Source organism: Rhodococcus sp. NPDC049939 (assembly GCF_040656415.1).
Lineage (GTDB): Bacteria > Actinomycetota > Actinomycetes > Mycobacteriales > Mycobacteriaceae > Rhodococcus_F.
Genome location: NZ_JBFAMC010000001.1, coordinates 1,355,462 through 1,381,047, shown reverse-complemented (window position 1 = coordinate 1,381,047; position 25,586 = coordinate 1,355,462). Strand labels below are relative to the sequence as shown.

At 64.0% G+C, this 25,586-nt stretch carries 25 protein-coding genes; 8 read left to right on the top strand and 17 right to left on the bottom strand.

Features of this window, described 5'->3' with window-relative positions; genetic code table 11:
- Positions 1-22: 22 nt before the first annotated feature.
- Positions 23-688: a pyridoxamine 5'-phosphate oxidase family protein gene (locus AB0I57_RS06335; RefSeq protein WP_358331357.1), complete on the top strand. Its 666-nt coding sequence runs from the start codon at positions 23-25 to the stop codon at positions 686-688.
- Here the strand turns inward: AB0I57_RS06335 and mutM are convergent.
- From mutM to AB0I57_RS06285, 10 genes are all read right to left on the bottom strand, one after another.
- A complete protein-coding gene (gene mutM, locus AB0I57_RS06330; RefSeq protein WP_358331354.1) occupies positions 681-1,550 on the bottom strand; it encodes a bifunctional DNA-formamidopyrimidine glycosylase/DNA-(apurinic or apyrimidinic site) lyase in 870 nt (289 codons plus the stop codon). The two genes, AB0I57_RS06335 and mutM, sit on opposite strands and share 8 nt — an antisense overlap.
- Before the next feature lie 11 nt (positions 1,551-1,561).
- Positions 1,562-2,320 (bottom strand): ribonuclease III, encoded by a 759-nt coding sequence (gene rnc / locus AB0I57_RS06325; RefSeq protein ID WP_358331351.1) that lies wholly within the window; start codon positions 2,318-2,320, stop codon positions 1,562-1,564.
- Between the two features lie 18 nt (positions 2,321-2,338).
- The gene (gene rpmF, locus AB0I57_RS06320; RefSeq protein WP_358331348.1) at positions 2,339-2,521 is read right to left on the bottom strand and encodes a 50S ribosomal protein L32; all 183 of its coding nucleotides are present in this window, start codon (positions 2,519-2,521) and stop codon (positions 2,339-2,341) included.
- Between the two features lie 2 nt (positions 2,522-2,523).
- Positions 2,524-3,135, bottom strand: a complete 612-nt coding sequence (locus AB0I57_RS06315) for a DUF177 domain-containing protein (protein ID WP_358331345.1) — start codon at positions 3,133-3,135, stop codon at positions 2,524-2,526.
- Positions 3,136-3,263: 128 nt separating this feature from the next.
- A complete protein-coding gene (locus tag AB0I57_RS06310) occupies positions 3,264-4,037 on the bottom strand; it encodes a DivIVA domain-containing protein (RefSeq protein WP_358333222.1) in 774 nt (257 codons plus the stop codon).
- A 107-nt stretch (positions 4,038-4,144) separates the two neighbouring features.
- Positions 4,145-4,639 (bottom strand): pantetheine-phosphate adenylyltransferase, encoded by a 495-nt coding sequence (coaD, locus tag AB0I57_RS06305; protein ID WP_358331342.1) that lies wholly within the window; start codon positions 4,637-4,639, stop codon positions 4,145-4,147.
- Positions 4,636-5,202: a 16S rRNA (guanine(966)-N(2))-methyltransferase RsmD gene (gene rsmD, locus AB0I57_RS06300; RefSeq protein WP_358331339.1), complete on the bottom strand. Its 567-nt coding sequence runs from the start codon at positions 5,200-5,202 to the stop codon at positions 4,636-4,638. Before rsmD ends, coaD begins: the two co-directional genes overlap by 4 nt.
- Positions 5,199-8,603: a pyruvate carboxylase gene (locus AB0I57_RS06295; RefSeq protein WP_358331336.1), complete on the bottom strand. Its 3,405-nt coding sequence runs from the start codon at positions 8,601-8,603 to the stop codon at positions 5,199-5,201. The genes rsmD and AB0I57_RS06295 overlap by 4 nt, the downstream gene beginning before the upstream one ends.
- 142 nt (positions 8,604-8,745) lie before the next feature.
- Complete coding sequence (gene recG / locus AB0I57_RS06290; protein WP_358331333.1) at positions 8,746-11,007, bottom strand: ATP-dependent DNA helicase RecG; 2,262 nt, start codon at positions 11,005-11,007, stop codon at positions 8,746-8,748.
- 8 nt (positions 11,008-11,015) lie between these two features.
- Positions 11,016-12,701, bottom strand: coding sequence for a DAK2 domain-containing protein (locus AB0I57_RS06285; RefSeq protein ID WP_358333219.1), 1,686 nt, complete (start codon positions 12,699-12,701; stop codon positions 11,016-11,018).
- Between the two features lie 249 nt (positions 12,702-12,950).
- Here AB0I57_RS06285 and rpmB point away from each other — a divergent pair, with 249 nt between their 5' ends.
- Both rpmB and AB0I57_RS06275 read left to right on the top strand, forming a co-directional pair.
- The gene (gene rpmB, locus AB0I57_RS06280; protein ID WP_358331330.1) at positions 12,951-13,142 is read left to right on the top strand and encodes a 50S ribosomal protein L28; all 192 of its coding nucleotides are present in this window, start codon (positions 12,951-12,953) and stop codon (positions 13,140-13,142) included.
- Positions 13,143-13,285: 143 nt separating this feature from the next.
- Positions 13,286-14,092, top strand: coding sequence for an enoyl-CoA hydratase-related protein (locus tag AB0I57_RS06275; protein ID WP_358331328.1), 807 nt, complete (start codon positions 13,286-13,288; stop codon positions 14,090-14,092).
- Here the strand turns inward: AB0I57_RS06275 and AB0I57_RS06270 are convergent.
- From AB0I57_RS06270 to AB0I57_RS06260, 3 genes are read right to left on the bottom strand one after another with little or no spacing between them, the layout of a single operon-like run.
- Positions 14,089-14,763 carry a uracil-DNA glycosylase gene (locus AB0I57_RS06270; protein WP_358331326.1) on the bottom strand — a complete coding sequence of 225 codons (675 nt, stop codon included), beginning with the start codon at positions 14,761-14,763 and terminating at the stop codon, positions 14,089-14,091. The genes AB0I57_RS06275 and AB0I57_RS06270 overlap by 4 nt on opposite strands.
- Positions 14,763-15,284, bottom strand: coding sequence for a gamma carbonic anhydrase family protein (locus AB0I57_RS06265; RefSeq protein WP_358331323.1), 522 nt, complete (start codon positions 15,282-15,284; stop codon positions 14,763-14,765). Before AB0I57_RS06265 ends, AB0I57_RS06270 begins: the two co-directional genes overlap by 1 nt.
- 9 nt (positions 15,285-15,293) lie before the next feature.
- Positions 15,294-16,271, bottom strand: coding sequence for a thiamine-phosphate kinase (locus AB0I57_RS06260; protein ID WP_358331320.1), 978 nt, complete (start codon positions 16,269-16,271; stop codon positions 15,294-15,296).
- Positions 16,272-16,459: 188 nt separating this feature from the next.
- On the opposite strand from AB0I57_RS06260, the gene AB0I57_RS06255 reads away from it, so the two are divergent.
- Together AB0I57_RS06255 and AB0I57_RS06250 are read left to right on the top strand one after the other, a co-directional pair.
- Positions 16,460-16,693: an Lrp/AsnC ligand binding domain-containing protein gene (locus AB0I57_RS06255; protein WP_358333216.1), complete on the top strand. Its 234-nt coding sequence runs from the start codon at positions 16,460-16,462 to the stop codon at positions 16,691-16,693.
- 2 nt (positions 16,694-16,695) lie between these two features.
- Positions 16,696-17,295, top strand: coding sequence for a DUF3515 domain-containing protein (locus tag AB0I57_RS06250; RefSeq protein ID WP_358331317.1), 600 nt, complete (start codon positions 16,696-16,698; stop codon positions 17,293-17,295).
- A 19-nt stretch (positions 17,296-17,314) separates the two neighbouring features.
- Here AB0I57_RS06250 and AB0I57_RS06245 read toward each other — a convergent pair whose 3' ends face one another.
- The 3 genes from AB0I57_RS06245 to AB0I57_RS06235 form a co-directional block, all read right to left on the bottom strand.
- Positions 17,315-18,421, bottom strand: a complete 1,107-nt coding sequence (locus AB0I57_RS06245) for a D-alanine--D-alanine ligase family protein (RefSeq protein ID WP_358331314.1) — start codon at positions 18,419-18,421, stop codon at positions 17,315-17,317.
- 103 nt (positions 18,422-18,524) lie between these two features.
- Complete coding sequence (locus AB0I57_RS06240) at positions 18,525-19,649, bottom strand: cystathionine gamma-lyase (protein ID WP_358331311.1); 1,125 nt, start codon at positions 19,647-19,649, stop codon at positions 18,525-18,527.
- Between the two features lie 6 nt (positions 19,650-19,655).
- Positions 19,656-20,654, bottom strand: coding sequence for an NAD(P)H-dependent glycerol-3-phosphate dehydrogenase (locus AB0I57_RS06235; protein ID WP_358331308.1), 999 nt, complete (start codon positions 20,652-20,654; stop codon positions 19,656-19,658).
- A 141-nt stretch (positions 20,655-20,795) separates the two neighbouring features.
- Here AB0I57_RS06235 and cofC point away from each other — a divergent pair, with 141 nt between their 5' ends.
- The 3 genes from cofC to AB0I57_RS06220 all read left to right on the top strand — a co-directional run bounded on the left by cofC (position 20,796) and on the right by AB0I57_RS06220 (position 24,761).
- Positions 20,796-21,518, top strand: a complete 723-nt coding sequence (gene cofC / locus AB0I57_RS06230) for a 2-phospho-L-lactate guanylyltransferase (RefSeq protein ID WP_358331305.1) — start codon at positions 20,796-20,798, stop codon at positions 21,516-21,518.
- 68 nt (positions 21,519-21,586) lie between these two features.
- The gene (locus AB0I57_RS06225; RefSeq protein ID WP_358331302.1) at positions 21,587-23,791 is read left to right on the top strand and encodes an RNA degradosome polyphosphate kinase; all 2,205 of its coding nucleotides are present in this window, start codon (positions 21,587-21,589) and stop codon (positions 23,789-23,791) included.
- 34 nt (positions 23,792-23,825) lie between these two features.
- Positions 23,826-24,761, top strand: a complete 936-nt coding sequence (locus AB0I57_RS06220; RefSeq protein ID WP_358331299.1) for a bifunctional NUDIX hydrolase/histidine phosphatase family protein — start codon at positions 23,826-23,828, stop codon at positions 24,759-24,761.
- A gap of 97 nt (positions 24,762-24,858) precedes the next feature.
- On the opposite strand, the gene AB0I57_RS06215 is transcribed toward AB0I57_RS06220, so the two are convergent.
- Entirely contained in the window at positions 24,859-25,488 is a 630-nt protein-coding gene (locus tag AB0I57_RS06215) for an HU family DNA-binding protein (protein ID WP_358331296.1), read from the bottom strand.
- Positions 25,489-25,586 lie beyond the last annotated feature (98 nt).

Sequence of the window (25,586 nt, the reverse complement as noted above, 5' to 3'; positions counted from 1 at the left end):
GAAACGTATCGGGGAAAATTAGATGGGCCAGGTCGGTAGTGCCGGAGAACGCCAGCTTCAACTCGAATATGGCACCTCAGATCGTGCCGAGAAGTTCTATTCGGATCAGATGCTGGACCACCTGAATCCGGCAATGATCAAGTTCGTCGGCCTCCAAGAGATGGCCTTCATCGCCACCTCCGACTCGTCCGGCGAGTGCGACAACAGTTTGCGCGCCGGGGTGCCCGGATTTATTCACGTCATCGATCCCAAGACGCTCGCCTACCCGGAGTACCGCGGCAACGGCGTCATGGCGAGCCTCGGAAACATCCTGGAGAATCCGCACGTCGGCATCCTTCTCGTGGACTTCGTCCAGGACCTGATCGGGCTGCACATCAATGGCTCCGCCCGGATCGTAGAGGATGACGTCATCCGCGCCGATGTCCCGGATCTCCCCGCCAATCATTCGAAGGGCAGGACCCCCGAACGATGGGTGGTCGTCGAGGTGGAGGAGGCATACATCCACTGCCGCAAGCATATTCCGCGGATGGTGCCTGCACCGTTGGACCGCGAGTGGGGCACCGACGACGTCAGACGGAAGGGCGGCGACTACTTCGACGCCAAGAAGACACCCCGCCATAATCCCGGCAGCGCACGCCCTCTCACCGAAGAGCGGCCCACGAGAGCCAAGCACGCACGAGTCAGCTAGTCGGGCCTCGACGCCCAGCCGGTTGGCATTTCGGGCAGCTGTATGACGAGCGGTTCATGAACTTCTCCCGCCGGATCGCCGTGCCACACCGTGGGCACGGCCGATCCTCCTGCCCGTAGGCGGACAGCGAACGATCGAAGTAGCCGGATTCGCCGTTGACATTCACGTACAACTCGTCGAACGAGGTGCCGCCCTGTGTCAGCGCCTCGCTCATGACATCCTTTGCAGACGTGAGTAATTCACGGATTTTCGGACCTCCGATCCGATCGGTCCGGCGATTTCCGTGCAGTCGTGCACGCCACAGCGCCTCGTCTGCGTAGATGTTTCCGATCCCGGATACGACGGTCTGATCCAGCAGCACGCGCTTGATTTCGGTGTGCTTGCTGCGCACCATCTTTGCGGTGGCGGGGAGGTCGAAGCGTGGGTCCAGCGGATCCAGCGCGATATGAGCTACCGAGTCCGGGACTAGCGAACCGTCGACCTCGACCAACGGCGCCAACGCCCAACCGCCGAAGGTCCGCTGGTCCACGAACCGTAGGTCGAGCCCGGAGTCGAGCCGGGCGCGGATGCGTAGGTGCTTCTCTATCGGCAAATCCGGTGGCTGCACCAGCATCTGACCGCTCATTCCCAGATGCACCACCAGGGCCAGTTCGCTGGGTTCGAGAACAAGCCACAGATACTTCCCCCGGCGGTCCGCTCTCGATATGCGTTCACCCGTGATCTGTACTGTCAGATCGTCCGCGCTGGGCAGATGGCGCCGGATCGCCCGTGGGTGCAGAATTTCGACGAAATCGATCGAGGCTCCAACGATGTGGCGTTCGAGCCCGCGCCGGACCACCTCGACTTCCGGTAGTTCAGGCACTGGCGTCTGGTTCAGGCACTGACGCCGTCGTCCGACTCGTCTGACTCGGAATCGGACAGCGCACCCCACGCCGTGCTTGCGGCCTTCTGCTCCGCGTCCTTCTTGGACCGGCCGACACCGACCCCGAGAGGCTTACCTGCTACGAGCACGGTGGCCGTGAACTCTTTGTCGTGGTCCGGCCCGGTCGCGGTGATCTGGTACGAGGGGACTCCGACACCGCGCTCGGCGGTCAATTCTTGCAGGCTCGTCTTCCAGTCCAGACCCGCACCGAGGCGCGGTGCTCGCTGAAGGAGGTCGCTGAAGAGGGTGAGCACGACTCGGCGCGCGGTCTCGAAGCCATGCTCAACATGGATCGCGCCGAGAATCGACTCCATACCGTCGGCCAGAATGCTCGGCTTGTCCCGTCCTCCGGTCAGCTCCTCGCCTTTGCCGAGCAGGAGATGTGCACCGAGACCACCCTCACCGAGAGTGCGGGCCACCCCTGCGAGCGCGTGCATGTTGACGATGCTGGCCCGGATCTTCGCGAGGTCACCCTCCGGTTTGTCCGGGTGCGCGAAGTAGAGGCGTTCGGTGATGGTGACTCCGAGTACCGCGTCGCCCAAGAACTCGAGGCGCTCGTTGGTTGGCAGGCCACCGTTCTCATACGCATACGAGCGGTGAGTCAGTGCAAGGGTGAGCAGCGAAGGCTCGATATCTACGCCGAGGGCGGCGAGGAGGTTTGAATGATCCTCCCCGCCGCCGGCGGGTGAACTGCTGGTTTCGCTCGTCACGATGCGTCGAGTGGAGAACTAGATGGCTGGAGTAACCTGGCGACCCTTGTACGTGCCGCACGACGGGCACGCGATGTGGGGCAGCGTCTTCTCGCCGCAACCCCGGTTAGGGCAGGTCACGAGGGTAGGCGCAGTGGTCTTCCACTGGCTGCGACGCGACCTCGTGTTCGATCGCGACATTCTGCGCTTGGGGACAGCCACTTCTACTTCTCCTCGGCTTCGGTGTTCACAAGATTCTTGCTGGGTCCTGAATCCACGCCAAATTTGGCCGCTAGACCAGCCCAGCGAGGATCAAGTATGTCATGCCCGTGACCAGATTCGGCAATCGCCAGGCGGATGCCGCACTCTGAGCACAAACCCTGGCAGTCGGCGCTGCAGAGCGGCCGAAACGGTAGAGCAAGGCCGACCGCGTCGATGACAACGGGTTCGAGGTCGATCTCGTCGTTGACGACGTGGTATACCTCGCCCTCCTCAGTGGTCTCCTCGGTGGCACTGTCCGGGTAAGCGAACAATTCCGTGAGGGTGAGGTCCACCGAGTCCGAGAACGGCTCGAGGCATCTCGAGCACTCCCCGGCTGTGTCGGCCCGCAGTGATCCGGTTACCAGGACTCCCTCGGATACGGCCTCCAATCGGAGGTCGAGATCGATCTCCGACCCTTCTTCGATGGCGATCAGTTCGAGACCGATTCGCTGTGGCGCCGTCACCACCCGTTCGACCGTGTGCATCGAACCAGGACGACGACCCAGCTTGATCGTGTCCAGCACGAATCCCGCGTCCCCGTGGGAACGCGATGAACTGTGGTGACGGGAAGACAACAAACTTCACTCTCGAGAAGGGATATACAGAAAGGGCAACCACCCAACGGTACGCAATATGAGCGACCTATCCAAATCGGATCGCGTACGGCGGGGTCGGAACAAGCGCCAATCGTGTGGCGATTTTCTCAGTGGCGCCGCTCGGCCCGGTGATGCCCGACGTCGTAGCCGGAGGCGTAGTCGGGTATGCCCGAGCCCGTCCGCAGTTGCTGCCGTCCCCGCCCTACGGATCGAACGGTGACGTTGAGGAAGTCTTCGAACTCGCCGAGTTTGGTGTCGACATACAGGTCGCAATCCGAGCGGAGACGGTCCGATTCCGCGTGCGCCGAGTCGATCACCCGTGCCGATTCGGCGTGCGCGCTCTGAACGACCTCGGTCTGCGAGACGAGTCGTTCCTGCTCCGCAATCCCCTCTGAGACCGACCGCTCGTACGACGCCTTACCCGACTCGATCATGCGATCGGCCTCCGACCGTGCGCGACTGGTCAGTGAGTCGTACTCGCGCTGACCCTCCGCGATCGAGTCCTCGGCCTCTCCGCGTGCGTCGGTCACCAGCTGCTCAGCGTGCGAGCGCGCCTCGGATACCATCCGGTCGGCTTGAGCCTTCGCATCCGCGAGAATGCGGTTCGCGTCTTCACGGGCGTTCTCGATCGTTTCGCTCGCCTGCTCGTTTGCGCTGGCAATCGCATTGTCTGCGTTCGCACGCGCGTCCCCTACCAGTTTGTCCCGGTGGTCCAGCACGTCTTGGGCATCGTCGAGTTCCCCGGGAATCGCATCACGCACGTCGTCGAGCAGTTCGAGAACGTCACCGCGTGGAACCACACAGCCGGCGGTCATCGGTACACCGCGTGCCTCTTCGACAATCGCCACAAGTTCGTCGAGCGCCTCGAATACCCGGTACACACGCAACCCCAATCATCCATGACCCTCGTCGGGTCGGCGCAGCCTCTCCATGCAAGTCTGCCGGATCGGACGCTGCGGGTCCGTCGCAGCGACCGGTGTGTCGGCGATCAGCCGTTTTCCGCAGCCCGCTCGGCGATCCTGGCCAGAAGCCGCGCATGCACCTTGTCGGGCAGCATGCCCGAGACGTCACCCCCGAACGTGGCTACCTCCTTGACGAGCGAACTCGACAGGTAGCTGTAGGCGGGGTTCGTCGCAATGAAGAGGGTGTCGACGCCACTGAGCCGCTGGTTCATCTGCGCCATCTGCAGTTCGTAGTCGAAGTCGTTCGCGCCGCGCAGGCCCTTCACAATCGCCTTGATTCCCTGCTCTTTCGCGTAATCCACCAGCAGGCCGTACCACGAGGAAACCCGCACGTTCGGCAGGTCACTGACAGAGTCTTCGAGCATCTCGATGCGCTCGTCGACGGTGAACAAGCCACGCTTGGCCGGGTTGACCATGACGGTCACGACTACCTCGTCGAACTGTGCGGCAGCCCTGCCGATCACGTCGAGGTGGCCATTGGTCACGGGGTCGAAGGATCCGGGGCAGACGGCGCCAGTCATGAGTTCCGACCGTAGCAGGTTGCCAGTTCGATCCGGGTCTCGCCGTACTTCTTGGCCTTGAGGGGTGCGAAACCGTCGGGCCATGAGGTATCAGGCGACCGGGACGAGCGTTCGAGCACCACGATCGAGCCGTCCGCGACCCACCCGTACGACAACAGGTGCTCGAGCACCCCCCGCACCACCTCCTCACCGACCGCGTACGGCGGATCCGCCATCACCAGGTCGTACGGGCGGTCGGCGGTGGCGGCGACTACGGAAGCAGCCGAGGCTCTTCGCACCTCGGCACCCGGCAGACCGACCGCCGCCACATTTTTCTTGATCACACCCACTGCCTTGGGGTCGGACTCGACAAGGGTGACGAGTCGGGCGCCGCGAGAGAGCGCCTCCAGACCCAGGGCACCCGATCCCGCATACAGATCGAGAACCGCGACGCCGTCGAAGTCCATCCGGCTGTCGAGCGCACTGAACAGCGCCTCGCGGACTCGGTCCGAAGTGGGTCTGGTCCCGCTCGGCGGGACCGCCAGCCGTCTACCGCCGGCCTGCCCCGCAATGATTCGAGTCACTCGCTCGCGGATTCGCCGGTGGACACGACGAGGAGGAGATCGCCGCCCTCGACCTGCACGACGTTGCCGATTGCCACGCGGGAGACCGTGCCCCCTCGGGGTGCGGTGATCGCCGCCTCCATCTTCATTGCCTCGATCGTGGCAAGAGTGTCACCGGCTTTGATCTTCTGTCCCTCGGAGACGGCGAGTGTCACGACACCGGCGAACGGCGCTGGCACGTGGCCTGGATCGTTCTTGTCGGCCTTCTCCGCGGCGGGGATCTCACTCGACACGGATCGGTCGCGCACCGACACCGGCCGCAAGTGTCCGTTGAGGATGCACATGACAGTGCGGTACCCGCGCTCGTCGGGTTCGGAGATGGCCTCGAGCCCGATGAGCAACTCGACACCCGGTGCCAGTCGGACGCGGTGCTCGTCGCCGCGGCGCAGGCCGTAGAAGAACTGATTGGCAGACAGTTGCGAGGTGTCGCCGAATTTGTCCCTGTGCTCGAGGAACTCCTTCGTCGGCCCGGGGAACAGCAGCCGATTCAACGTCGCGCGACGCTCCACCGAATCACCGGACAATGCCTTTTCGTCGGCGTTGGACAGCGGCACCTCGGGCTTTACAGCACCTCGACCCTCGAGTGCCTTGGAGCGGAACGGCTCGGGCCAGCCGCCGGCCGGGGTCCCGAGTTCACCGCGCAGGAACCCGACCACCGAATCGGGGATGTCGAACGCCGACGGGTCCTGGGCGAACTCCTCGGCATCGACCCCTGATCCGACCAGGTGCAAGGCGAGGTCCCCTACCACCTTCGACGACGGCGTGACCTTGACCAACCGGCCGAGAATTCGGTCGGCGGCGGCGTACCTGGCCTCGATGTCCTCGAACCGGTCACCGAGGCCGAGAGCGACCGCCTGGGTTCGCAGGTTCGACAGCTGACCGCCCGGAATCTCGTGGCTGTAGACACGACCGGTCGGGGCGGGCAACCCGGCCTCGAATGGCTTGTAGACCTTGCGCAACGCTTCCCAGTACGGCTCGAGGTCACAGACCGCTTGCAGATCGAGGCCGGTGTCGTAGGGGGAATGCGCGGCCGCAGCCACGATCGCCGACAACGCAGGTTGACTCGTGGTGCCCGCCAGCGCCGCCGAGGCGCCGTCCACCGCGTCCGCACCGGCGTGCCACGCAGCCAGGTAGGTCGCGAGCTGTCCGCCTGGCGTGTCGTGCGTGTGCACGTGAACCGGCAGGTCGAAGTTCTTTCGGAGCGCGGTCACCAGCTTGGTCGCCGCGGGAGCGCGCAACAGCCCCGCCATGTCCTTGATTGCGATGATGTGTGCCCCTGCCTGGACGATCTCCTCCGCCAGGCGCAGGTAGTAGTCGAGGGTGTAGAGGTCTTCCTTCGGGTTCGACAGGTCACCGGTGTAGGACATCGCAACCTCGGCGATGGTGGTGCCGGTCTCACGGACGGCGTCGATGGCCGGGCGCATCTGGTCGACGTTGTTGAGAGCGTCGAAGATGCGGAATATGTCGATACCGCTGTTCGTGGCTTCCTCGACGAATGCCCGCGTCACCTTTTCCGGGTACGGGGTGTACCCGACGGTGTTGCGCCCACGCAGCAGCATCTGCAGGCAGATGTTCGGCACGGCCTCACGCAGTGCGTCCAACCGGTACCACGGATCCTCGTGCAGGAAGCGAAGGGCGACGTCATAAGTGGCACCACCCCACGCCTCGATCGAGAGCAGTTCGGGCGTCATCCGCGCGACGTGCCCGGCGACCCCCAGCAGCCCGCTGGTGCGCACCCGTGTCGCAAGCAACGATTGGTGGGCATCACGGAAGGTGGTATCGGTAACTGCGACGGCCTTCTGCTGACGCAGCGCAGCGGCAAACGCTTCCGGTCCGAGGGCGAGGAGTTTTTGGCGGCTGCCGTCCGGCGGTGGGGCGGACAGGTCGATCTGAGGCAGCTTGTCCTGCGGGTATACCGCCGACGGCCGTTCTCCGTGCGGCTTGTTGACTGTGACATCGGCGAGGTAATTCAGGATCTTGGTGCCACGGTCCGCAGAACTGCGCAGCGTGAGCAGTTCGGGGCGTTCCTCGATGAACGACGTGGTGACCCGCCCTGCCCGGAAGTCCGGGTCGTCGAGTACCGCCTGCAGGAACGGAATGTTCGTCGACACGCCACGGATACGAAACTCGGCGACCGCACGGCGCGCCCTTGCAACAGCCGTCTCGAGTTCGAGGCCACGGCAGGTGAGTTTGACCAACATCGAGTCGAAGTACGCACCCACCTCGGCGCCCAGGGTTGCGCCGCCGTCCAGGCGGATTCCGGCACCCCCCGGTGAGCGGTAGGCCGTGATGCGACCAGTGTCGGGGCGGAACCCGTTGGCCGGATCCTCGGTAGTGATGCGGCACTGCAGAGCAGCCCCGCGCAGGGTGATCTTCTCCTGGCTCAGGCCGAGATCTTCGAGGCTCTCCCCCGATGCGATCCGCAACTGGGACTGGACCAGATCGACATCTGTGACCTCTTCGGTGACAGTGTGCTCGACCTGAATGCGTGGGTTCATCTCGATGAAGACGTGGTTGCCGCGCGCATCGAGGAGGAATTCGACCGTGCCGGCGCAGAAGTAGTTGATCTCCTTCGCGAACGCCACCGCATCCGCACAGATCTTCGCTCGCAGCTCCTCCGGAAGGTTCGGCGCCGGGGCGAGCTCGATCACCTTCTGGTGCCTGCGCTGCACCGAACAATCCCGCTCGAACAAGTGGATTACGTTGCCCTGTCCGTCGGCCAGGATCTGCACCTCGATGTGCCGTGGATCGACAACAGCCTGTTCCAGGAACACCGTCGGATCACCGAACGCTGATTCCGCCTCGCGTGCGGCAGCCTGGATTGCCTCCTCGAGTTGCTCACGCTCGGCGACGCGGCGCATGCCCCGGCCACCACCACCGGCGACGGCTTTGACGAAGAGGGGGAACTCCATATTCTCGGCCGACGCCAGCAGTTCACCTACATCGGCTGAAGGCTGCGACGACGCCAGCACCGGAAGCCCGGCGGCTTTCGCCGCCGCAATCGCGCGTGCCTTGTTGCCGGTGAGCTCGAGCACTTCAGGGGGCGGGCCGACGAAGGTGATGCCCGCTGCGGCACACGCGGCGGACAGGTCGGGGTTCTCCGACAGAAATCCGTAGCCGGGGTAGATGGCGTCGGCACCGGCCTGCTCAGCCGCGGAAACGATCTCGTCGACGGAGAGATACGCCCGAACCGGATGCCCCTCCTGACCGATCTGATAGCTCTCGTCTGCCTTCAGCCGGTGAACCGAGTTCCGATCCTCGTACGGAAACACCGCGACCGTTCCGGCACCCAATTCATACGCGGCTCGAAAAGCGCGGATTGCAATTTCGCCACGGTTGGCGACCAGAACTTTGGAGAACATTGAAGTAAGTTACCCCGTCTCGAAGGGCCACAGAAAATGAGCATCCCACAATTAGAGAATCGCCGTGGCCATCATGAAGAAGTCCCTGACGTGTGCGAATCCCATTCGAATCCACGATCGTCACGTTCTCTCCAGATATTTGTCACGTTTTCTCCAGATATTTGATGCCTTCGGCGTCCAGGGCAGACGAAAGCATCGCCGACAGTCCGGGGTTCTTCTCCAGACGCGGATCATCCGCAATCACCGACCGGGCGAACTCGGACGCGGAAGCGATCACGTCCTCGTGACCGAGAAGCGACAACAATCGCAACGTGGACGTGGTTCCCGACTGCGCCGTTCCGAGGATGTCACCCTCACGACGAGTCGCCAGGTCAAGTTGCGCGAGTTCGAATCCGTCATTGGTCGAGGCCACGTTGGATAGTCTTTCGTAGGCAGGACTGCCCGGGTTCATCTCAGTGACCAGAATGCAAAGTCCCTGGTGCTTGCCCCGGCCGACGCGGCCGCGCAACTGGTGCAGTTGGCTCACGCCGAAGCGATCCGCGTCGACGATCACCATGATCGTGGCGTTCGGTACATCGACACCGACCTCCACGACGGTGGTGCACACGAGTACGTCCACATCTCCCGCCGTGAAGTCACTCATCACAGCGTCCTTTTCGTCGGAGGGCAACCGGCCGTGCAGCAGGCCCACCCGCAGGTCGGGCATGATGTCGCCGCTCAGCTCCTCGAATACCTCGACGACGGACTTGGTCTCAGGCTGCTTCTCTCCGAGCGAGTCCTCTCCGTCCCCGTTTTCGTCGTCGCCGATGCGTGAGCACACGACATACGCCTGCCGCCCCTCGGCGACGTCCTCGCGAATCCGATCCCACGCGCGTCTTACCCAGTGCGGTTTCTGGGACGCGGGTACCACACTGCTCTTGATCGGCGAACGACCCTTGGGCAGCTGACGTAGTGTCGACACATCGAGGTCGCCGAGCACCGTCATCGCGATGGTGCGGGGAATCGGTGTCGCCGTCATCACCAGCAGATGAGGGCTCAGACCTTCCCGTGCCCTGGACCGCAACTCGTCGCGCTGCTCGACGCCGAACCGATGCTGTTCGTCGACGACGACCATGCCCAGGTTGAAGAATTCGACCTGCTTGCCGCCGTCCTGGATGAGTGCGTGCGTACCGATGACGATGCCCGCGTCACCGGTGATCGCCTCGTTCAGCGCAGCCCGCTTGGCGGCAGTCGACATCGACCCCGTCAGAAGGGCAACTCGCGTCGCCTTCTCGTGCGCGCCGAGTTCGCCCGCGGTAGCGAGCGGGCCGAGCATCTCCCGGACCGACCGTGCGTGCTGGGTCGCGAGCACCTCGGTCGGCGCGAGCAGCACACACTGATAACCCGCATCGACCACCTGCAGCATGGCGCGCAAGGCCACGATCGTCTTGCCCGAGCCAACCTCGCCCTGCAGAAGCCTGCTCATCGGATGCGGCCGCGCGAGGTCGTTGGAGATTTCCTCGGCAACTGCATGCTGACCATCGGTCAACCGGAACGGGAGCATGTCTTCGAATGCGTCCGCGACTCCCCCGGGCGCCGGCGGGCACTGCGGCGCGACTCTGTCGGCGTTCTCACGGCGGCGGCGTGCGAGCACCAGTTGCAGTGCAGCCGCTTCGTCGAAGCGCAGTCGAGCATGGGCGCGGTCGACGTCATCGCGGCTATCAGGCAGGTGAACACCGCGGAGGGCCTCGTCGAGCCCGATGAGGCGGTGCTGCTCCCGCAGATTGTCCGGCAGAGGGTCGTTAACGTGCTCGAGCTGGTCGAGAACCTGGCGGACACATCTCATGATCGTCCAGCTCTCCACCTCGCGTGTGGCCGGATAGAGCGGAATGAGCGCGCGGTCGAACACAGAGAGGTCGACACCCGACGAATCCTGCGAGGCGCGAGCCATTCCCGCGAGATCACCTGCTCCGCGTACCCGGCCGACGTTCACCACGGGGTCGTCGCCCGTACTCGGCTCGGGGAGGATCAGATAGCTCGGGTGCGTGAGACTCCATTTCCCCCGGAAGTACTTCACGGTGCCCGAGAACATTGCGCGCACGCCCGGCTTGATCACGTGTCCTACCCGCTGTGGGTTGAAAAAGGTCACATCGACGTTTTGCCTGTCGGTCGCCAAGACCACCTTGAGCATGCTGCCTTTTCGGCTCTTCATCTTCACGACGACCGCGGAGGTCACCCGCGCGATTATCGTGATGTGCTCGCCCGCAGGCGGATCCTTCTCCGCGAGTTCCCGACCCTGCGACGCGTACCTGTGCGGGTAATGCCGCAGGAGATCCTCGACGGAGCGGATGCCGAATGCCGTCTCGAGCGCATCCGCCGTCTTACGCCCCAGCAAGTGATCGAGCCGGTCCGTGAGTGTGGCCATCGAATCTCTCATTCCACCCCGAGTTGCAACAGGTCGCCTGGTTGTCCGCCTTGATAGACGATCACTTCAACGCCAGGGTGCCTACGCGAGATGTGATCAGCCAAGTCTGTGTCGAGGCCCTCCGGCGCTTCCGAACCCATCAGGAGGGTGACCAGTTCCCCTCCAGTGCCGAGGACCAGGTCTACGAGCCTGCGTCCGGCCTCGACCACATCCGGTTCGATCACGATCACCTCGTGGCCCATCAGTCCGATACCGTCTCCCGGTTCACAGGTCCCCACGTAGGTGAGCGCGCGCTCGCGAGCGATCTGCAGGGATCCCCACCTGGTGGCGGCGGCCGCTTCCGACATCGTGAATGCATCGTCCGTCGCCTCACGATCAGGATCGTGTACAGCCAGTGAGGCAAGCCCCTGGACCATGGCTGACGTAGCGAGCAGAAAGACCTCATGCTCGTCGTCCCTTGCAGCGGCACTGACCGCGACAAGCTCCTGTGCCGACAAGGCGCCGTTGGGAAGGACGAATACCTCCCTCCGTCCGATCTGCCTGACGACGCCGAGTAGCTGGGCGCGGGTGACGGGGGCATCATCGCATCGCAGAACGGTGGCACCTTCGCCGGCGAACAGTTCCGCTGCCTCATCTCCGGCTACGACGGCCACAATTCCACGCTTGGCCTGCCCCGCCGAAATGCCGACCTGCGCAGCGCGCAGTCGTTGATCCCGAGCGTCCACCAAGAAGCTGCTGATCTTGATTCCGTGAAGACGGCCCGCCGCGAGTCCAGCCTCCACAGCGGCCCCGGCATTCATACAGTGCACGTGCACCGACCAGCCCCCATCGCCGTCACCGACGATCACGACGGAATCGCCCAACTCGTTCAGGCCGGCCCGCAAATCCGATATCCGGGATTCGTCGGAATCGGCCACGAGGTACATCACCTCGAAGTCCTGGTCGGAATCGGATCCCTCGAGCTCGTGCGCACCGATACCCCACGGCGCAGGCTGTGCTCGAACAGCTTCGACGGATTCCCCTTCACCCCCCGATGGTGCTCGCTGCGGAACATGCAGGGCGATCGGACTTCGCTCCGGCGGCGCACCGGTCACGGCCGTGACGAGAGAGTCGAGGATCACCAGGAGACCCAGACCGCCGGAGTCCACGACGCCGGCGGCAGCCAAGACGTCAAGTTGCGACGGTGTACGGGCGAGCGCGGCAGCCGCCGCGTCGGCGGCGGCACGCGCCGTATCGGCAATCGGGGCATCGTCCGCGAACTCCGCGACCGCCTCGGCCGCGCAGCGCAATACGGTGACGATGGTCCCCTCCACCACGATGCTCATCGCATCGGTTACCAGGTTGGTGGCCATGAGCAATCCGGTGCGCAGCGTCCGGGTGTCGACCGCGCCGGTTACGGCGGCTTCGGCGACCCCACGCAGAACCTGGGACAGTATCGCGCCGGAGTTCCCGCGCGCTCCCACGACCGCGCCCCGCGCCAGCGCTACCGCAACCTGTCGGACCTCCCAGCTGCTGCGGTCGTGTCCCGCGTATTGATCGACCGCGGCCAGGGCCGCGCGCATCGTGAACAACAGATTGGTACCGGTGTCGGCATCAGGGATCGGGAACACGTTGAGGCTGTTGATCTCTTCACATCGCGCCTCGAGTTCCTCGACGGCGGTCCGCGCCCAAGACTCGAGAACTCGACCGTCCATCAGGAGCTCCGTTGCCACCGTGATCCTCTCCGCCCGCGGAATGTGAAGGTGTCGCCAGACTAGTCCGAGGATCCGGGCGGGATCTGGCATCTGTACCGTTCGTGGTCGGGTTTGGCCAATCCGCATTTGAGCGGTTAGGCTTGCACGGTTGCCTCCTACAGGGCGTGGTTGTCGTGCCGTGTCTTCATGAGGTCAGCAAATTTCACAGTTCACCATCTCGAAGTCACTATTTTGAAGGAGTTCGCGACTATGGCTGCCGTCTGCGACGTATGCGCCAAGAGGCCCGGTTTCGGTAAGTCGGTCTCGCACTCGCACCGGCGTACCAACCGTCGCTGGAACCCGAACATTCAGACTGTTCGTGCCCAAGTTTCCCCCGGAAACACCAGGAAGCTCAACGTCTGCACCTCCTGCCTGAAGGCTGGAAAGGTTACCCGGGGCTGACCCACGCTGCGTGCGATCTCACCGTGCCCCCGACACTGCGGTGTCGGGGGCACGGTTCTGTGTGTGATCGGCTGTATCCGATTCGAGGCGGACACGGCGCATCAAGGCGCGAAAGCCCTGACAGGCCGACGTAAGGTGCAACGGTGACCTCTCTCGAACGACTGAACAAAGTCCGGATAGAAGACAACGTTCTCCGCGTCACGATCGCCACGACGGAGAATGGGAACACCCTCGACGACGAGTGCCTCGAGCAAGGTACGCAAGCACTCGCCGCAGCCGGGGATCGCATCGGCAGCGTGTTGCTGGTCGGTGAGGGCCCGAACTTCTGTGCCGGTGGCAACGTGAAGGCCTTCGCTTCTGCGCCGGTTCGCAGTGAGTACGTCGCCGGAGTTGCTCGCGTGTTGCACGATTTCGTCCGCGCGCTCGACGCCGTCACCGTTCCCGTGGTCGCTGGTGTACACGGATGGGCGGCGGGTGCGGGCATGAGCCTCGTGTGCCTGGCTGACATTGCACTAGGTGGCCCCGGCACCAAGATGCGGGCGGCATACCCGTCCATCGGCTTCACGCCCGACGGCGGCATCTCCTGGACTCTCCCCCGAATAGTCGGGGATGCTCGCGCTCGTGAGATCCTGCTCACCGACTCCATTTTGAGCGGCGACGAAGCAGTGCGGTTGGGCATCCTCAGCCGTCTCGTCGCCGACGACGTAGTTCAGGACGAGGCGTTTCGACTCGCCCGAATACTCGCCGCCGGGCCGACATCGTCCTATGCGGGAACCAAGTCGCTGTTGCGTACATCGAGGACACGCACGCTCACCGAGCAACTCGACGCGGAGGCCGCGTCGATCGCAGCCGCGGCCGACAGCCCGGTCGGCAGGGAAGGTGTCGACGCGTTCGTCGAGAAGCGCCGCGCCGACTTCTCCTCAGCGAAGGGCACCGGCGCAAAGCGCTAGGGCAACCGCCAGTTCACCGGCGCCGCGCCCAAGCCGGCGAGAAGTTCGTTCGCTCGACTGAAGGGCCGGGAACCGAAGAAACCACGCGCAGCGGAGAGCGGCGACGGGTGTGCCGATTCGATGGTGGGGACACCGTCGAGCATCGGCTTCAATGTGGATGCGTCCCGGCCCCACAGTATTGCGACGAACGGTTCGGGACGCGCCACGAGCGCGCGAATCGCCTGCTCGGTCACCGCCTCCCAGCCCTTCTTTCGATGCGAAGCGGGGAGCCCCGGCTGCACGGTGAGGACCCTGTTCAACAGCAACACCCCCTGACGCGACCACGTCGTGAGGTCCCCGGTGGCCGGCGTCTGGTAGCCGAGATCCTTGCTGTATTCGGTGAAGATATTGGCCAGACTGCGCGGCACCGGACGCACGTCGGGAGCCACCGAGAAGCTGAGACCGACAGCGTGCCCCGGCGTCGGATACGGGTCTTGTCCCACGATCAAGACCTTGACCTCCGAGAACGGTTGGGTGAACGCTCGCAGAATGTTCTCCCCGGCCGGCAGATATCCACGCCCGTCCGCGATTTCCGCACGTAGGAAGTCGCCCATCTCGGTGATCCGCCCGGACACCGGTGCGAGCGCGTTCGCCCATCCGGCTTCGACGAGATCCTGCAGCGGCGCCTTCATCAGTCGAGCCTGCGCAGAGCATCGCGGTAGTAACCCGCGTTGGCTGCGTACATCTTCACGTTCATCTCGACGTGTCCCTCGGGAACCTCGTAGCCGTCCCTGATCTTGGCGGGAACACCCAGCGCCATTGTGCGCGGTGGCACCTGAAACTTGAACGGAACGACGGCGCCGGCGCCGACGACCGCGCCTTCGCCGACGACCGAACCGTTGAGCACGACCGAACCGGATGCAATCAGGCAATGATCACCGATGGTCGAGCCCTCGACGTGTGCGGCGTGACCTACCACGCAACCCGCGCCGATCACGGTGGGATCGATCGGCGTGCAGTGGATCACGGAGCCGTCCTGGATATTCGTATCGGCGCCGATGGTTATGGCGCCGTAGTCGGCGCGAAGCACGGCCATCGGCCACACCGAGGCCCCTGCCCCTAGCTTGACGCTGCCGATCACCACTGCATCGGGATGTACGTAGGCGTCCGGATGGATATCGGGTTCGCGGTCCCCGAGCGCGTAGATGGCCATGCGTGAAACCTATACCGAGAAGCTCTGCCAGCCTCCGGCGCCCGGCCAGGTCGCGCCGTCTACCCGCACGCCCGACCCGTCGTCGACCGTTCCGATCTCTGTCCAACCCTCTGGGAGAGCCTCTCCAGCAGGAAACGTCGCTGCGAAACAGTGATCCTCCCCACCAGTGAGCACCCAGTCCCAGTGGTCGGCGCCGATCGCCGCGGCTGCCGCCACGATGTCGTCTCCGACTGTCAGGTTTGCTCTGGCGAGCGACATTCCGACCCCCGAACGATCACAGATGTGACCGAGATCGGCGAGAAGGCCGTCAGAGATGTCGGTCATCGAATGGGCGCCGGCGGCGGCGGCAGCTCGAGCAGCCTGGTAGGGCGGCGTAGGGACACGGTGTGCGGCGATGAGTTCCGGGAAATCTGACGATCCGGCAAGCAGTAGGGCCAGACCACCGGCCGATCGGCCGAGGATCCCCGCCACAGCGACGATGTCACCCGGCCGTGACCCCGACCGCCGAATCGGGGTCGCTCCGTTCAGGTCCCCGATCGCGGAGACGGAAATCACGACTTCCCCGGCTTGTACCAGATCCCCGCCGACCACACCTGCTCCGAGTTCCTCAGCCGCCTCCCATACCCCCGCCGCCAGGCCGTCCGCCAGCTCGGCAGGCGTGTCCGGCGGCAGACCGACCGAAACCAGGAACGCCGTGGGCCACGCTCCCATCGCGGCGATGTCGGCCGCATTCTGCGCCATCGCCTTTCGGCCCACGTCCCGCGGCGACGACCAGTCGAATCGAAAGTGCCTGCCCTGCACGAGCATGTCGGTCGATACCACAACCCGTCCCTCTGCGGCCCGGACGAGAGCGGCGTCGTCGCCGGGACCTATCAAGGTGGACTCCGGTTGCGCGTGCCCCTTGGACATCCGGTCGATCATCGCGAACTCACCGACCTCGGCGACCGTCGCGGTGAGGTTTGAGTTCGGGGAATCCGCCGGTGTCATGGTGTGCCTCCACGGAGCCGTTGTGTCAGTTGACCCGCACAGCTGCTGTAGGCGGTTCGACGAAACCGCGACTGCGGTACCTTCTAGCTGTGCCGGGACTGCCGGCAGCCGAGAGATCAGCGCGCCGGACCACCCGCGACTCTACCGAGATCCGGGGCGGCGTGGAGGAGGGAAGGGCCGGAAGGAAAGTGCAAGCGTTCATCCTGATCCAGACCGAAGTCGGCAAAGCTGCGTCGATCGCATCCGAGATACTGGAGATTCCCGGAGTCCGCACCTCGGAGGATGTGGTCGGCCCCTACGATGTGGTCGTGCGGGTCTGCGCCGACGAGATTCCTCCCGTCGTCCAGGAGATCCGCCGAGTCCCCGGCGTCACCCGGACTCTCACCTGCGACATCCCCGAAAAGTCTGCGAGCAAGAACTGAGCATGCCCGACCTCGAACCCGAACAGAACACTGCCGCCGAAACATCCGGCACAACACCCGCGGAGCGCAGGAATCCGGCCCTCATCGCGACTGCAGTGGCACTTCCCGTGGCGTTGGTTATCGGCATCATCGCCGCCGCGGTGATGGCCGGGCGGAGTCCGGCAATCGAATCGGTCGCTCTGGGCCCGGTGCCTGCGCCGGAAGCGGACTCCGCCGAGTGCGCGACTTTGATGGCGGCGCTACCCGACAAATTGGGCGATTACACCAGAGCCGAACTCGTCGAGCCCGCACCCGAAGCCACCGCAGCGTGGCAACCCGCCGGAGAAGGCGAACCACTGGTCCTGCGGTGCGGTCTCGACCGTCCCGCGGAATTCGATCAGGCGTCGGCTCTGCAGGTGATCAATGGAGTCCAGTGGTTCGAGATCTCCGGTGAGAGTGCCGGGATCGATGCGAGCAGTTGGTTCGCCGTCGACCGCGGCGTGTACGTGGCACTGACGGTTCCGAACGGGGTGGGCCCCACACCGCTCCAGGACATTTCGGACACCGTCGCGGCAGCGCTACCCCAACAGCCTCTGGATCCGGCACCGGTAGTAGTGCCGTGAGCGACGGGCAGTCAGCCTTCTAGCGGAGACCGGTACCCCGGGCTAGAGCCGTGTCGATCAAGGTCGACAGGAGCGTCCGGTAGTCGACACCCGCCTCGCTCCACATGCGTGGGTACATCGAGATCGGGGTGAATCCCGGCATCGTGTTGATCTCATTGATTACCGGGCCGTCTTCCGTGACGAAGAAGTCGACGCGTGCGAGGCCCTGGCAACCGAGAGCAGCGAACGCGCACACCGCGAAATCACGGATCTGCTCGCTGACCGAATCATCGAGTTTTGCGGGAACATCGAATTCGCACACGTCGTCGAGGTACTTGGTGTCGAAATCGTAGAACGCCTCGTCGTCAGCAGATGCTTGAGGCATGCGAATCTCGGCGACGACGCTGGCACGCACCTCACCGTCCGGGAACTCGAGAACTCCACATTCGACTTCACGTCCGATGATCCCTGATTCGACAATCACCTTCGGATCGTGCAGGCGGGCGCGAGCGATGGCCTCATCGAGCTCGTCCCAGCCGGCCACCCGACTGATGCCGATCGACGACCCGCCGCGGGCCGGCTTCACGAACACCGGCAAACGCAGCTGCGACTTCTGCTCGTCGGTCAAGGTGTCAGCCCCAGGGCGCAGCACCACCTGGAACCCGATGGGAAGGCCTTCTGCGGCGAGCAGTTTCTTGGTGAACTCCTTGTCCATACCCGCCGCGCTTGCGAGCACACCGGGCCCGACATACGGAATCCCGGCGAGTTCGAGCAAACCCTGAATCGTGCCGTCCTCACCGTAGGCGCCATGCAGGACGGGGAAGACGACATCGACCGAGGCCAGGATCTTGCCTGCCATCCCCTCATCGAGGGCGACGAGGTCGCCGGACCGCGTCGGGTCCGCCGTAAGCACCAGCGTGGACCCGGTGGGCTCGACGCTGGGCAGCTCACGGTCGTGGATGGTCAGCTCGTTCGGATCCGTGGAGCCGAGGACCCACGAGCCTTCGGCTGTGATGCCGATCGGCACCACCTCGTACCGTTCCGGATCCAGGTGCCCCATGACACTTCCGGCTGACACACATGACACGGAGTGTTCATTGCTGCGGCCACCGAAGATGACGGCGACCCGGGTTCGTGGTCTGCTCACGAGACAAACCGTACCGCCGCCGCAGTCCTTCCATCGCATCCGCCTCGCCGCGAATTGCATCGCCGACCATCGAAGCCCCCGCCGGTCACGCATACTGTGCCGTCTACATCGACGACAGCGCCCTTTCTACATCGGCAACCAGATCGGCGGTGTCCTCGATTCCGCACGAGATCCGCACGAACCCGTCCGGAACCGGGTCACCCCACCGCGCCCGACGGTCGGCCGTGGTGTGGATGCCGCCGAAGCTGGTCGCGGATGAGATCAGTGCACTCCCCGCAACGAAGCGATGGAACTGGTCCGCCGAAGGGAATTCGAAGCTCACCAAACCACCGAACCCGCGCATCTGAGCTGAGGCGACATCGTGTGCCGGATCACCGGGCAGACCCGGATACCGAACCTCGAGCGCAGCCGGATGCGACTCGAGCAGCGTCGCCACGGCCATCGCGTTGGCGCACTGGCGCTCGAATCTCAGGCCCGCCGTTCCGAGGCTCCGATGTGCCAGCCACGTCTCGAACGGACCCAGGACGGTCCCGGACAACATCCTCTCCCGACTCATTCGAGCCAGCATTTCAGAATCCGATGTGGCGACATAACCCATGAGGAGATCGCTGTGACCGCTCAAAGCCTTTGTCCCACTTGCCACTACCACGTCTGCGCCCAGTTCGAGCGGCTGCTGGCCGAGGGGGGTAGCTGTGGTGTTGTCCACGACCAGAACGGCCCCCGTGTTCCGGCAACGCTCCGACACCGCGCGCAGGTCCACCACGTCGAGCGAAGGGTTGGCCGGGGTTTCGGCCAACACGACAGTGGTCCCCGGCGCGGCGGCCTGCAGATCGGTTACTGCGCTGCTCTCCATTTCTTTGGTGTTCAGTTCGCGCACGCTGACACCCATCGGCTCGAGATACTCCCGCGCGTAAGCGCGCACCTGGTAGTACCCGTCGGAGGGCACTACCACGGTGTCTCCCGCGGTGAGCAGGCTCCGCAATGCCACGGTGACCGCCGACATACCGGATCCGACAACGAGCGCGCCACCGGCTCCTTCGAGCACCGCAAGCGCTGATTCGAGGTCTCGCCAACCCGGATTCGACGCCCGCGCATAGGTGTCGGTCTCACTACCCTCGTCGGCGCTCAACTGATAGGGCGCGGCGAAGACCGGGCCCCTCTGCATCGGCGAACCGGGAACCTCTTCTGCCGCAACCGCTGTTACACACCGAGTCGAATCACCGTTCACGATCCCTCACTCCGGCTTCGTACGTCGGCCGAGTAGCTCACCGATTGCGTCCTGCACTGCAAGACCTTCGTGACAGACACGGTGCACCGCGTCGGTCAGTGGCATCTCGACATCGAAGCTGGCTGCGAGAGCCCGGACCGAGGAGCAGGACTTGACGCCCTCGGCAACCTGGCCGGTGGCGGCTGCCTGAGCGCTTTCGATCGAACCACCCTGAGCGAGACGTTCACCGAACGTTCGATTGCGCGAGAGGGGCGACGTGCATGTGGCTACGAGATCACCCACTCCAGCGAGGCCCGCAAGGGTGGCGGGCTTGGCTCCCAGAGCCACTCCGAGGCGGATGATCTCCGCGAGTCCGCGGGTAATGATGGTCGCAATAGTGTTCTCGCCCAACCCTGTTCCCGATGCCATCCCGCACGCCAGTGCGATCACGTTCTTGCAGGCACCCCCTATCTCGCAGCCGACGACATCCGAATTGGTGTAGGGGCGGAAGTACCCGGTGGCCGAAGCCTTCTGCAGTTCGAGCGCCCGAGAAGAATCCGTGCAGGCGATGACGGTAGCCGCCGGCTGGCCGAGGGCGATCTCCCGAGCCAGATTGGGCCCCGACAGTACGGCTATTCGGCCCGGGTCGGCACCGGTGACCTGGCCGATCACCTGACTCATCCGCATCAAGGTACCGGTTTCGATGCCCTTCGCGAGGCTGAGCATCGTCGCATCGTCGGAGATCATCGGGCCCCACACCTTCAGGTTGTCCCGCAGCGACTGGGACGGCACCGCCAGGACGACGATATCGGCCCCGTCGAGAGCAACCCTGGCGTCGTCGGTGGCAGTCAACGACGGAGGCAGGGTTATGCCACGAAGGTAGTCGAAGTTCTCGTGCCGCGAGATTATGGACTCGGCGACTTCCCGGCGCCGCGCCCACACGGTGACATCGGTCCCGGCATCCGCGAGAACCTTGGCAAATGCCGTGCCCCATGACCCCGCTCCCAATACAGCAGCCTTGCTCACACAGCCCCCTCGTGTACTTCGCCCAACAGTCGCCCCACAGTATCGCCGACAACGCCGCGATCCGCTCTTCGGCGGCGTGAGCAGTCCACCCGACGGCAGGCGATCACAGCACCGTCACGAGTTGGCTGGCAAAATATTCTCATGAGCACAGCGACCCGTTCCGTGGCATCGCACGCGCACGTCCTGGTCGCCGTGAAGGAACTTCACGCAGCCAAGACGCGCCTGTCCACAGTCTTCGACGCCGCCGACCGAAGCGACCTCGTTCTGTCGATGCTGCGCGACACCCTTGCTGTGGTGAGCGGCGCGACCACAGTTGTCGGCGTCACGGTGGTCACTCCGGACCTCGCGGTGGCCCGCCTCGCTCGCAGCGTCGGCGCGAACGTCTACGCCGACCCGGCTCGAGACGGTGTAGGTCGTCGACCGGAGGCTGCCGAGGCCGAGCACAGCCTCAACACGGCGCTATCGGCAGCGGCCGAATACGTACGTCGATCCGAACATGGGGTGGACGTCGTCGCCCTGCAAGCCGACCTCCCCGCGCTGCGCAGAAGCGAATTCGACGAAGCACTCGCGGCCGCACGATCGGGCGGCCGATCCGTAGTCATCGATCATCGCGGCACCGGAACTTCGGCGTTGTTCTCGTGCGACCCGTCGGTCCCACTCGATCCGAAGTTCGGACCCGGCTCGGCGAAACGGCATCTCGAATCTGGGGCACGCCCTCTCGAAGGGCACTGGCCAGGGCTTCGGACCGACGTGGACACGGCCGACGACATCGATGTAGCGCGGTCTCTCGGTGTCGGGCCGGCCACCCGAACGGCGCTCGAAACCCTCTCTGCCACCGCCCACTCACGCTACGGAGACGATTAGGCGGTCCGGGTATGCGAAATTCTCCCCATCGATTGTCGGGGGCGGAATCCTCGAGGGATGATCATGTGGTGAGCCACGGTGAAGCACTCGATCAGGAAACCGACGTCAACAACGGAATCGGATCACGTGATGGCGATGTAACGCCGAGTCCGACGACCATTCCGATGGTGCCGGCTGCCTCGACGAGTGCCTTCGCGAAGGTACTCACCGACGGGCTGTCCGACGATCGCTACCTCAACCGCGAACTCAGTTGGCTGGATTTCAATTCCCGGGTTCTCTCACTGGCCGAGGATGCGTCGCTGCCGCTGCTCGAGCGGGCCAAGTTTCTTGCGATCTTCGCCTCCAATCTCGACGAGTTCTTCATGGTCCGGGTTGCAGGTCTCAAGCGTCGCGACGAGACAGGGCTGTCGGTACGCTCCGCCGACGGCCTCTCACCTCGTGAACAGCTCGCCCTCATCGCCACCCGGACCCAGGAGATCTCGAACAAGCACGCTCGCGTGTTCCTCGACGTGGTGCGGCCTGCTCTAGCCTCCGAGGGCATCTCCATCATCGGATGGTCCGATCTCACCGACGAGGACCGGGCGCGACTGTCGGTTCACTTCCAAGAGCAGATTTTTCCGGTTCTCACCCCCCTGGCAGTCGACCACGCGCATCCGTTCCCCTATATCAGTGGCCTCAGCCTCAATCTCGCTGTAACGGTCAAAGATGCGGCCACCGGCGGAGAACACTTCGCGAGAGTCAAGGTTCCGGACAACGTCGGACGGTTCGTCCGTGTCCGCCGGGACGAAACCCGGCACTCCATCGACGCGTTCTTGCCACTGGAAGAGCTGATCTCTGCACACCTCGATGTGTTGTTCCCCGGCATGGAGATCGTGGAGCACCACGCGTTCCGTATCACGCGCAACGCCGATTTCGAGGTCGAGGAGGACCGCGACGAGGATCTCCTGCAGGCATTGGAGCGGGAACTCGCGCGTCGCCGCTTCGGTTCTCCGGTGCGACTCGAGGTCGCAGACGACATGACCGACCATATGCTCGAACTTCTCCTGAGCGAAATGGACGTCGATCCCCGCGACGTCATCCAGGTGCCGGGACTCCTGGATCTGTCTTGTCTCTGGCAGGTGTACGCCGTCGACCGCCCAGCGCTCAAGGATGCACCATTCGTTCCAGCGACACACCCCGCCTTCGGCGAGAGAGAAACACCCAAGAGTGTCTTCTCCACTCTGCGGGACGGCGACATACTCGTCCACCATCCCTACGACTCGTTCTCGACCAGCGTTCAACGCTTCATCGAGCAAGCCGCGGCCGATCCCCAGGTTCTCGCGATCAAGCAGACCCTCTACCGCACTTCAGGCGATTCACCCATCGTCAACGCATTGATCGCCGCGGCAGAGGCGGGCAAGCAGGTCGTCGCCCTCGTCGAAATCAAAGCCCGGTTCGATGAACAGGCCAACATCAAATGGGCCCGCAAACTCGAACATGCAGGCGTCCACGTGGTTTACGGACTCGTAGGTCTCAAGACGCACTGCAAGACCTGCCTCGTCGTCCGCCGGGAAGGATCCACGATCAGACGCTATTGCCACATCGGCACCGGCAACTACAATCCCAAAACGGCTCGATTGTACGAGGACGTCGGCTTGCTCACCGCGGCCCCCGAAATCGGCGCCGACCTCACGGATCTGTTCAATTCCCTTACCGGTTATTCGCGTAAGACTCACTACCGCAACCTTCTCGTGGCTCCATACGGGATACGCAGGGGAATCATCGAACGCATCGGCGCGGAGGTGGCGCACCACTCGAGTGGCAACCCTTCCGGAATCCGCTTGAAGGCCAACGCCTTGGTCGACGAGCAGGTGATCGATGCCCTCTATCGCGCGTCCAAGGCCGGCGTCTCCATCGAAATCGTCGTCCGCGGGATCTGCGCCCTGAAACCGGGTGTCCCGGGTCTGAGCGAGAACATCTCGGTGCGATCGATTCTGGGACGATTCCTCGAGCATTCCCGCGTGTTCCACTTCCGCGGCGCCGATGAGTATTGGCTCGGTAGCGCCGACATGATGCACCGCAATCTCGACCGCCGCGTGGAAGTCATGACGCAGGTCAAGGATCCTCGACTCACCAAGCAGATCAGCGACATCTTCGATTCGGCGCTCGATCCGAACACACGATGCTGGGTGCTTCAACCCGACGGCCGATGGGTCGCAACGCCTGCGCACGGGGAAGATGTTCGCGAGCACCAAGAGGCAATGATGCGGACTCGAATGGGCAGCGGATCCTGAAGGCGGCGATTACGCGGCAGAAGGAAGGAACTCGTTGAACACCTCAACCGATAGGCCGGTCAAAGCCAACATCTTTGCCGCAGGTGCAGTCCTATGGCGAAAGTCTCCGCGGCACCCCGACGAGATCGAGATTGCGGTCATTCATCGACCCAAATATCAAGACTGGTCGTTTCCAAAAGGAAAACTCGACCCCGGCGAGACCGCTGTCGTCGCTGCGTTACGCGAGGTCGAAGAAGAGACAGGAATTCGGGCTCACCTCGGCCGCCACCTCGGCGCAGTGACGTATCCCATTCCAGGGCATAGACGGTTGAAACGGGCCGAATATTGGGCCGCGGAGGTCTTCGCCGGTGAATTCGTCCCCAACGACGAAGTGGACGAATTGTTGTGGCTGCCCGTGCCCGAAGTAGCCGATCAACTGTCTTATCCCATGGACCGCAAGGTTCTACGGAGATTCACGACACTGCCCCCGGATACCGCCACGATGCTCTTGGTGCGTCATGCAAAAGCCGGAAGCCGTAAGCGCCACCAAAGCGACGACAACACCCGCCCTCTCGACGCGAGCGGTCGAGAACAGGCAGACGCACTGGTCGCACAACTCCAGGCGTTCGGGGCTACCGATGTTTCGTCCGCAGATCGAACGCGGTGCATACAGACGGTCGAACCACTGGCGCACGCACTGGGCACCGATATCCGGTTGGAACCCTTGATGTCCGAAGAAAGTTACGAAGCCGATCCGGCGGCCACACGAACCCGGGCTCGCAAGGTCGCCGCTCTCGGTGGGGTCCAGGTGATCTGCAGCCAGGGCGGAGTCATTCCCGACCTGCTTCAGTGGTGGGCCGACAGCGACGGAATATCACTGCCGGCGGCGCGAAACAGGAAAGCGAGCACCTGGGTACTTTCGCTGTCGGGAGGCAAACTCGTACAGGCCGATCACATCGACAGCCCCCTACCTCCCACGCGTAAGAGCTGAGCGGACCCGGACGAAGTTCGCCCGGAAAGACACACGGGCAGGTGCCAACCCGAAAGTTGGCACCTGCCCGTGCTCGGCAATCCCGATTGCGCTGGTATTACCTCGCGCGCCTTGCGGTCTTCTTCGCCGTGGTCTTCTTGGCCGCGGTCTTCTTGGCCGTGGTCTTGGCTGGAGCCTTCTTGGCCGCGGTCTTCTTGGCCGTGGTCTTGGCTGGAGCCTTCTTGGCCGCGGTCTTCTTGGCCGTGGTCTTGGCTGGAGCCTTCTTCGCCGCGGTCTTCTTGGCCGTGGTCTTGGCTGGAGCCTTCTTCGCCGCGGTCTTCTTGGCTGCCGCCTTCTTGGCTGCCGCCTTCTTCGCCGCCGCCTTCTTGGCTGCCGCCTTCTTCGCCGCCGCCTTCGTCGCCGGTGCCGCAGCGCCACGCTTGACCGCGGGACCAGTAGCCGGAAGCTTCTGGCCACCAGCGATAACCGCCTTGAATTGCGCACCTGGGCGGAACGCTGGAACCGACGTCGGCTTGACCTTCACGGTCTCGCCTGTACGGGGATTACGTGCGACACGTGCCGCGCGACGACGCTGTTCGAAGACACCGAAACCGGTAATGGTCACGCTGTCGCCGCGATACACCGCCCGGACGATGGTGTCCACGACATGTTCGACAGCTTCTGTTGCCGTGCGCCTGTCCGAACCCAGTTTCTCGGTCAGAACATCGATGAGCTCTGCCTTATTCATTGAAATTCCTCCGGGGATTATGGTCCGCCATCGGACCGACTATCAACTACGGTAAACCTGAATAGGGCAAGAGTCTATGTGCCACGCCAATTCTCAAA

Excerpts from the sequence above, each read along its gene's own strand:
- AB0I57_RS06335 (WP_358331357.1), top strand. The coding sequence starts at position 23 with ATGGGCCAGGTCGGTAGTGCCGGAGAACGCCAGCTTCAACTCGAATAT.
- coaD (WP_358331342.1), bottom strand. The coding sequence starts at position 4,639 with ATGACTGGCGCCGTCTGCCCCGGATCCTTCGACCCCGTGACCAATGGC.
- AB0I57_RS06295 (WP_358331336.1), bottom strand. The coding sequence starts at position 8,603 with ATGTTCTCCAAAGTTCTGGTCGCCAACCGTGGCGAAATTGCAATCCGC.
- recG (WP_358331333.1), bottom strand. The coding sequence starts at position 11,007 with ATGGCCACACTCACGGACCGGCTCGATCACTTGCTGGGGCGTAAGACG.
- AB0I57_RS06285 (WP_358333219.1), bottom strand. The coding sequence starts at position 12,701 with ATGGACGGTCGAGTTCTCGAGTCTTGGGCGCGGACCGCCGTCGAGGAA.
- rpmB (WP_358331330.1), top strand. The coding sequence starts at position 12,951 with ATGGCTGCCGTCTGCGACGTATGCGCCAAGAGGCCCGGTTTCGGTAAG.
- AB0I57_RS06270 (WP_358331326.1), bottom strand. The coding sequence starts at position 14,763 with ATGAAGGCGCCGCTGCAGGATCTCGTCGAAGCCGGATGGGCGAACGCG.
- AB0I57_RS06265 (WP_358331323.1), bottom strand. The coding sequence starts at position 15,284 with ATGGCCATCTACGCGCTCGGGGACCGCGAACCCGATATCCATCCGGAC.
- AB0I57_RS06260 (WP_358331320.1), bottom strand. The coding sequence starts at position 16,271 with ATGACACCGGCGGATTCCCCGAACTCAAACCTCACCGCGACGGTCGCC.
- AB0I57_RS06250 (WP_358331317.1), top strand. The coding sequence starts at position 16,696 with ATGCCCGACCTCGAACCCGAACAGAACACTGCCGCCGAAACATCCGGC.
- cofC (WP_358331305.1), top strand. The coding sequence starts at position 20,796 with ATGAGCACAGCGACCCGTTCCGTGGCATCGCACGCGCACGTCCTGGTC.
- AB0I57_RS06215 (WP_358331296.1), bottom strand. The coding sequence starts at position 25,488 with ATGAATAAGGCAGAGCTCATCGATGTTCTGACCGAGAAACTGGGTTCG.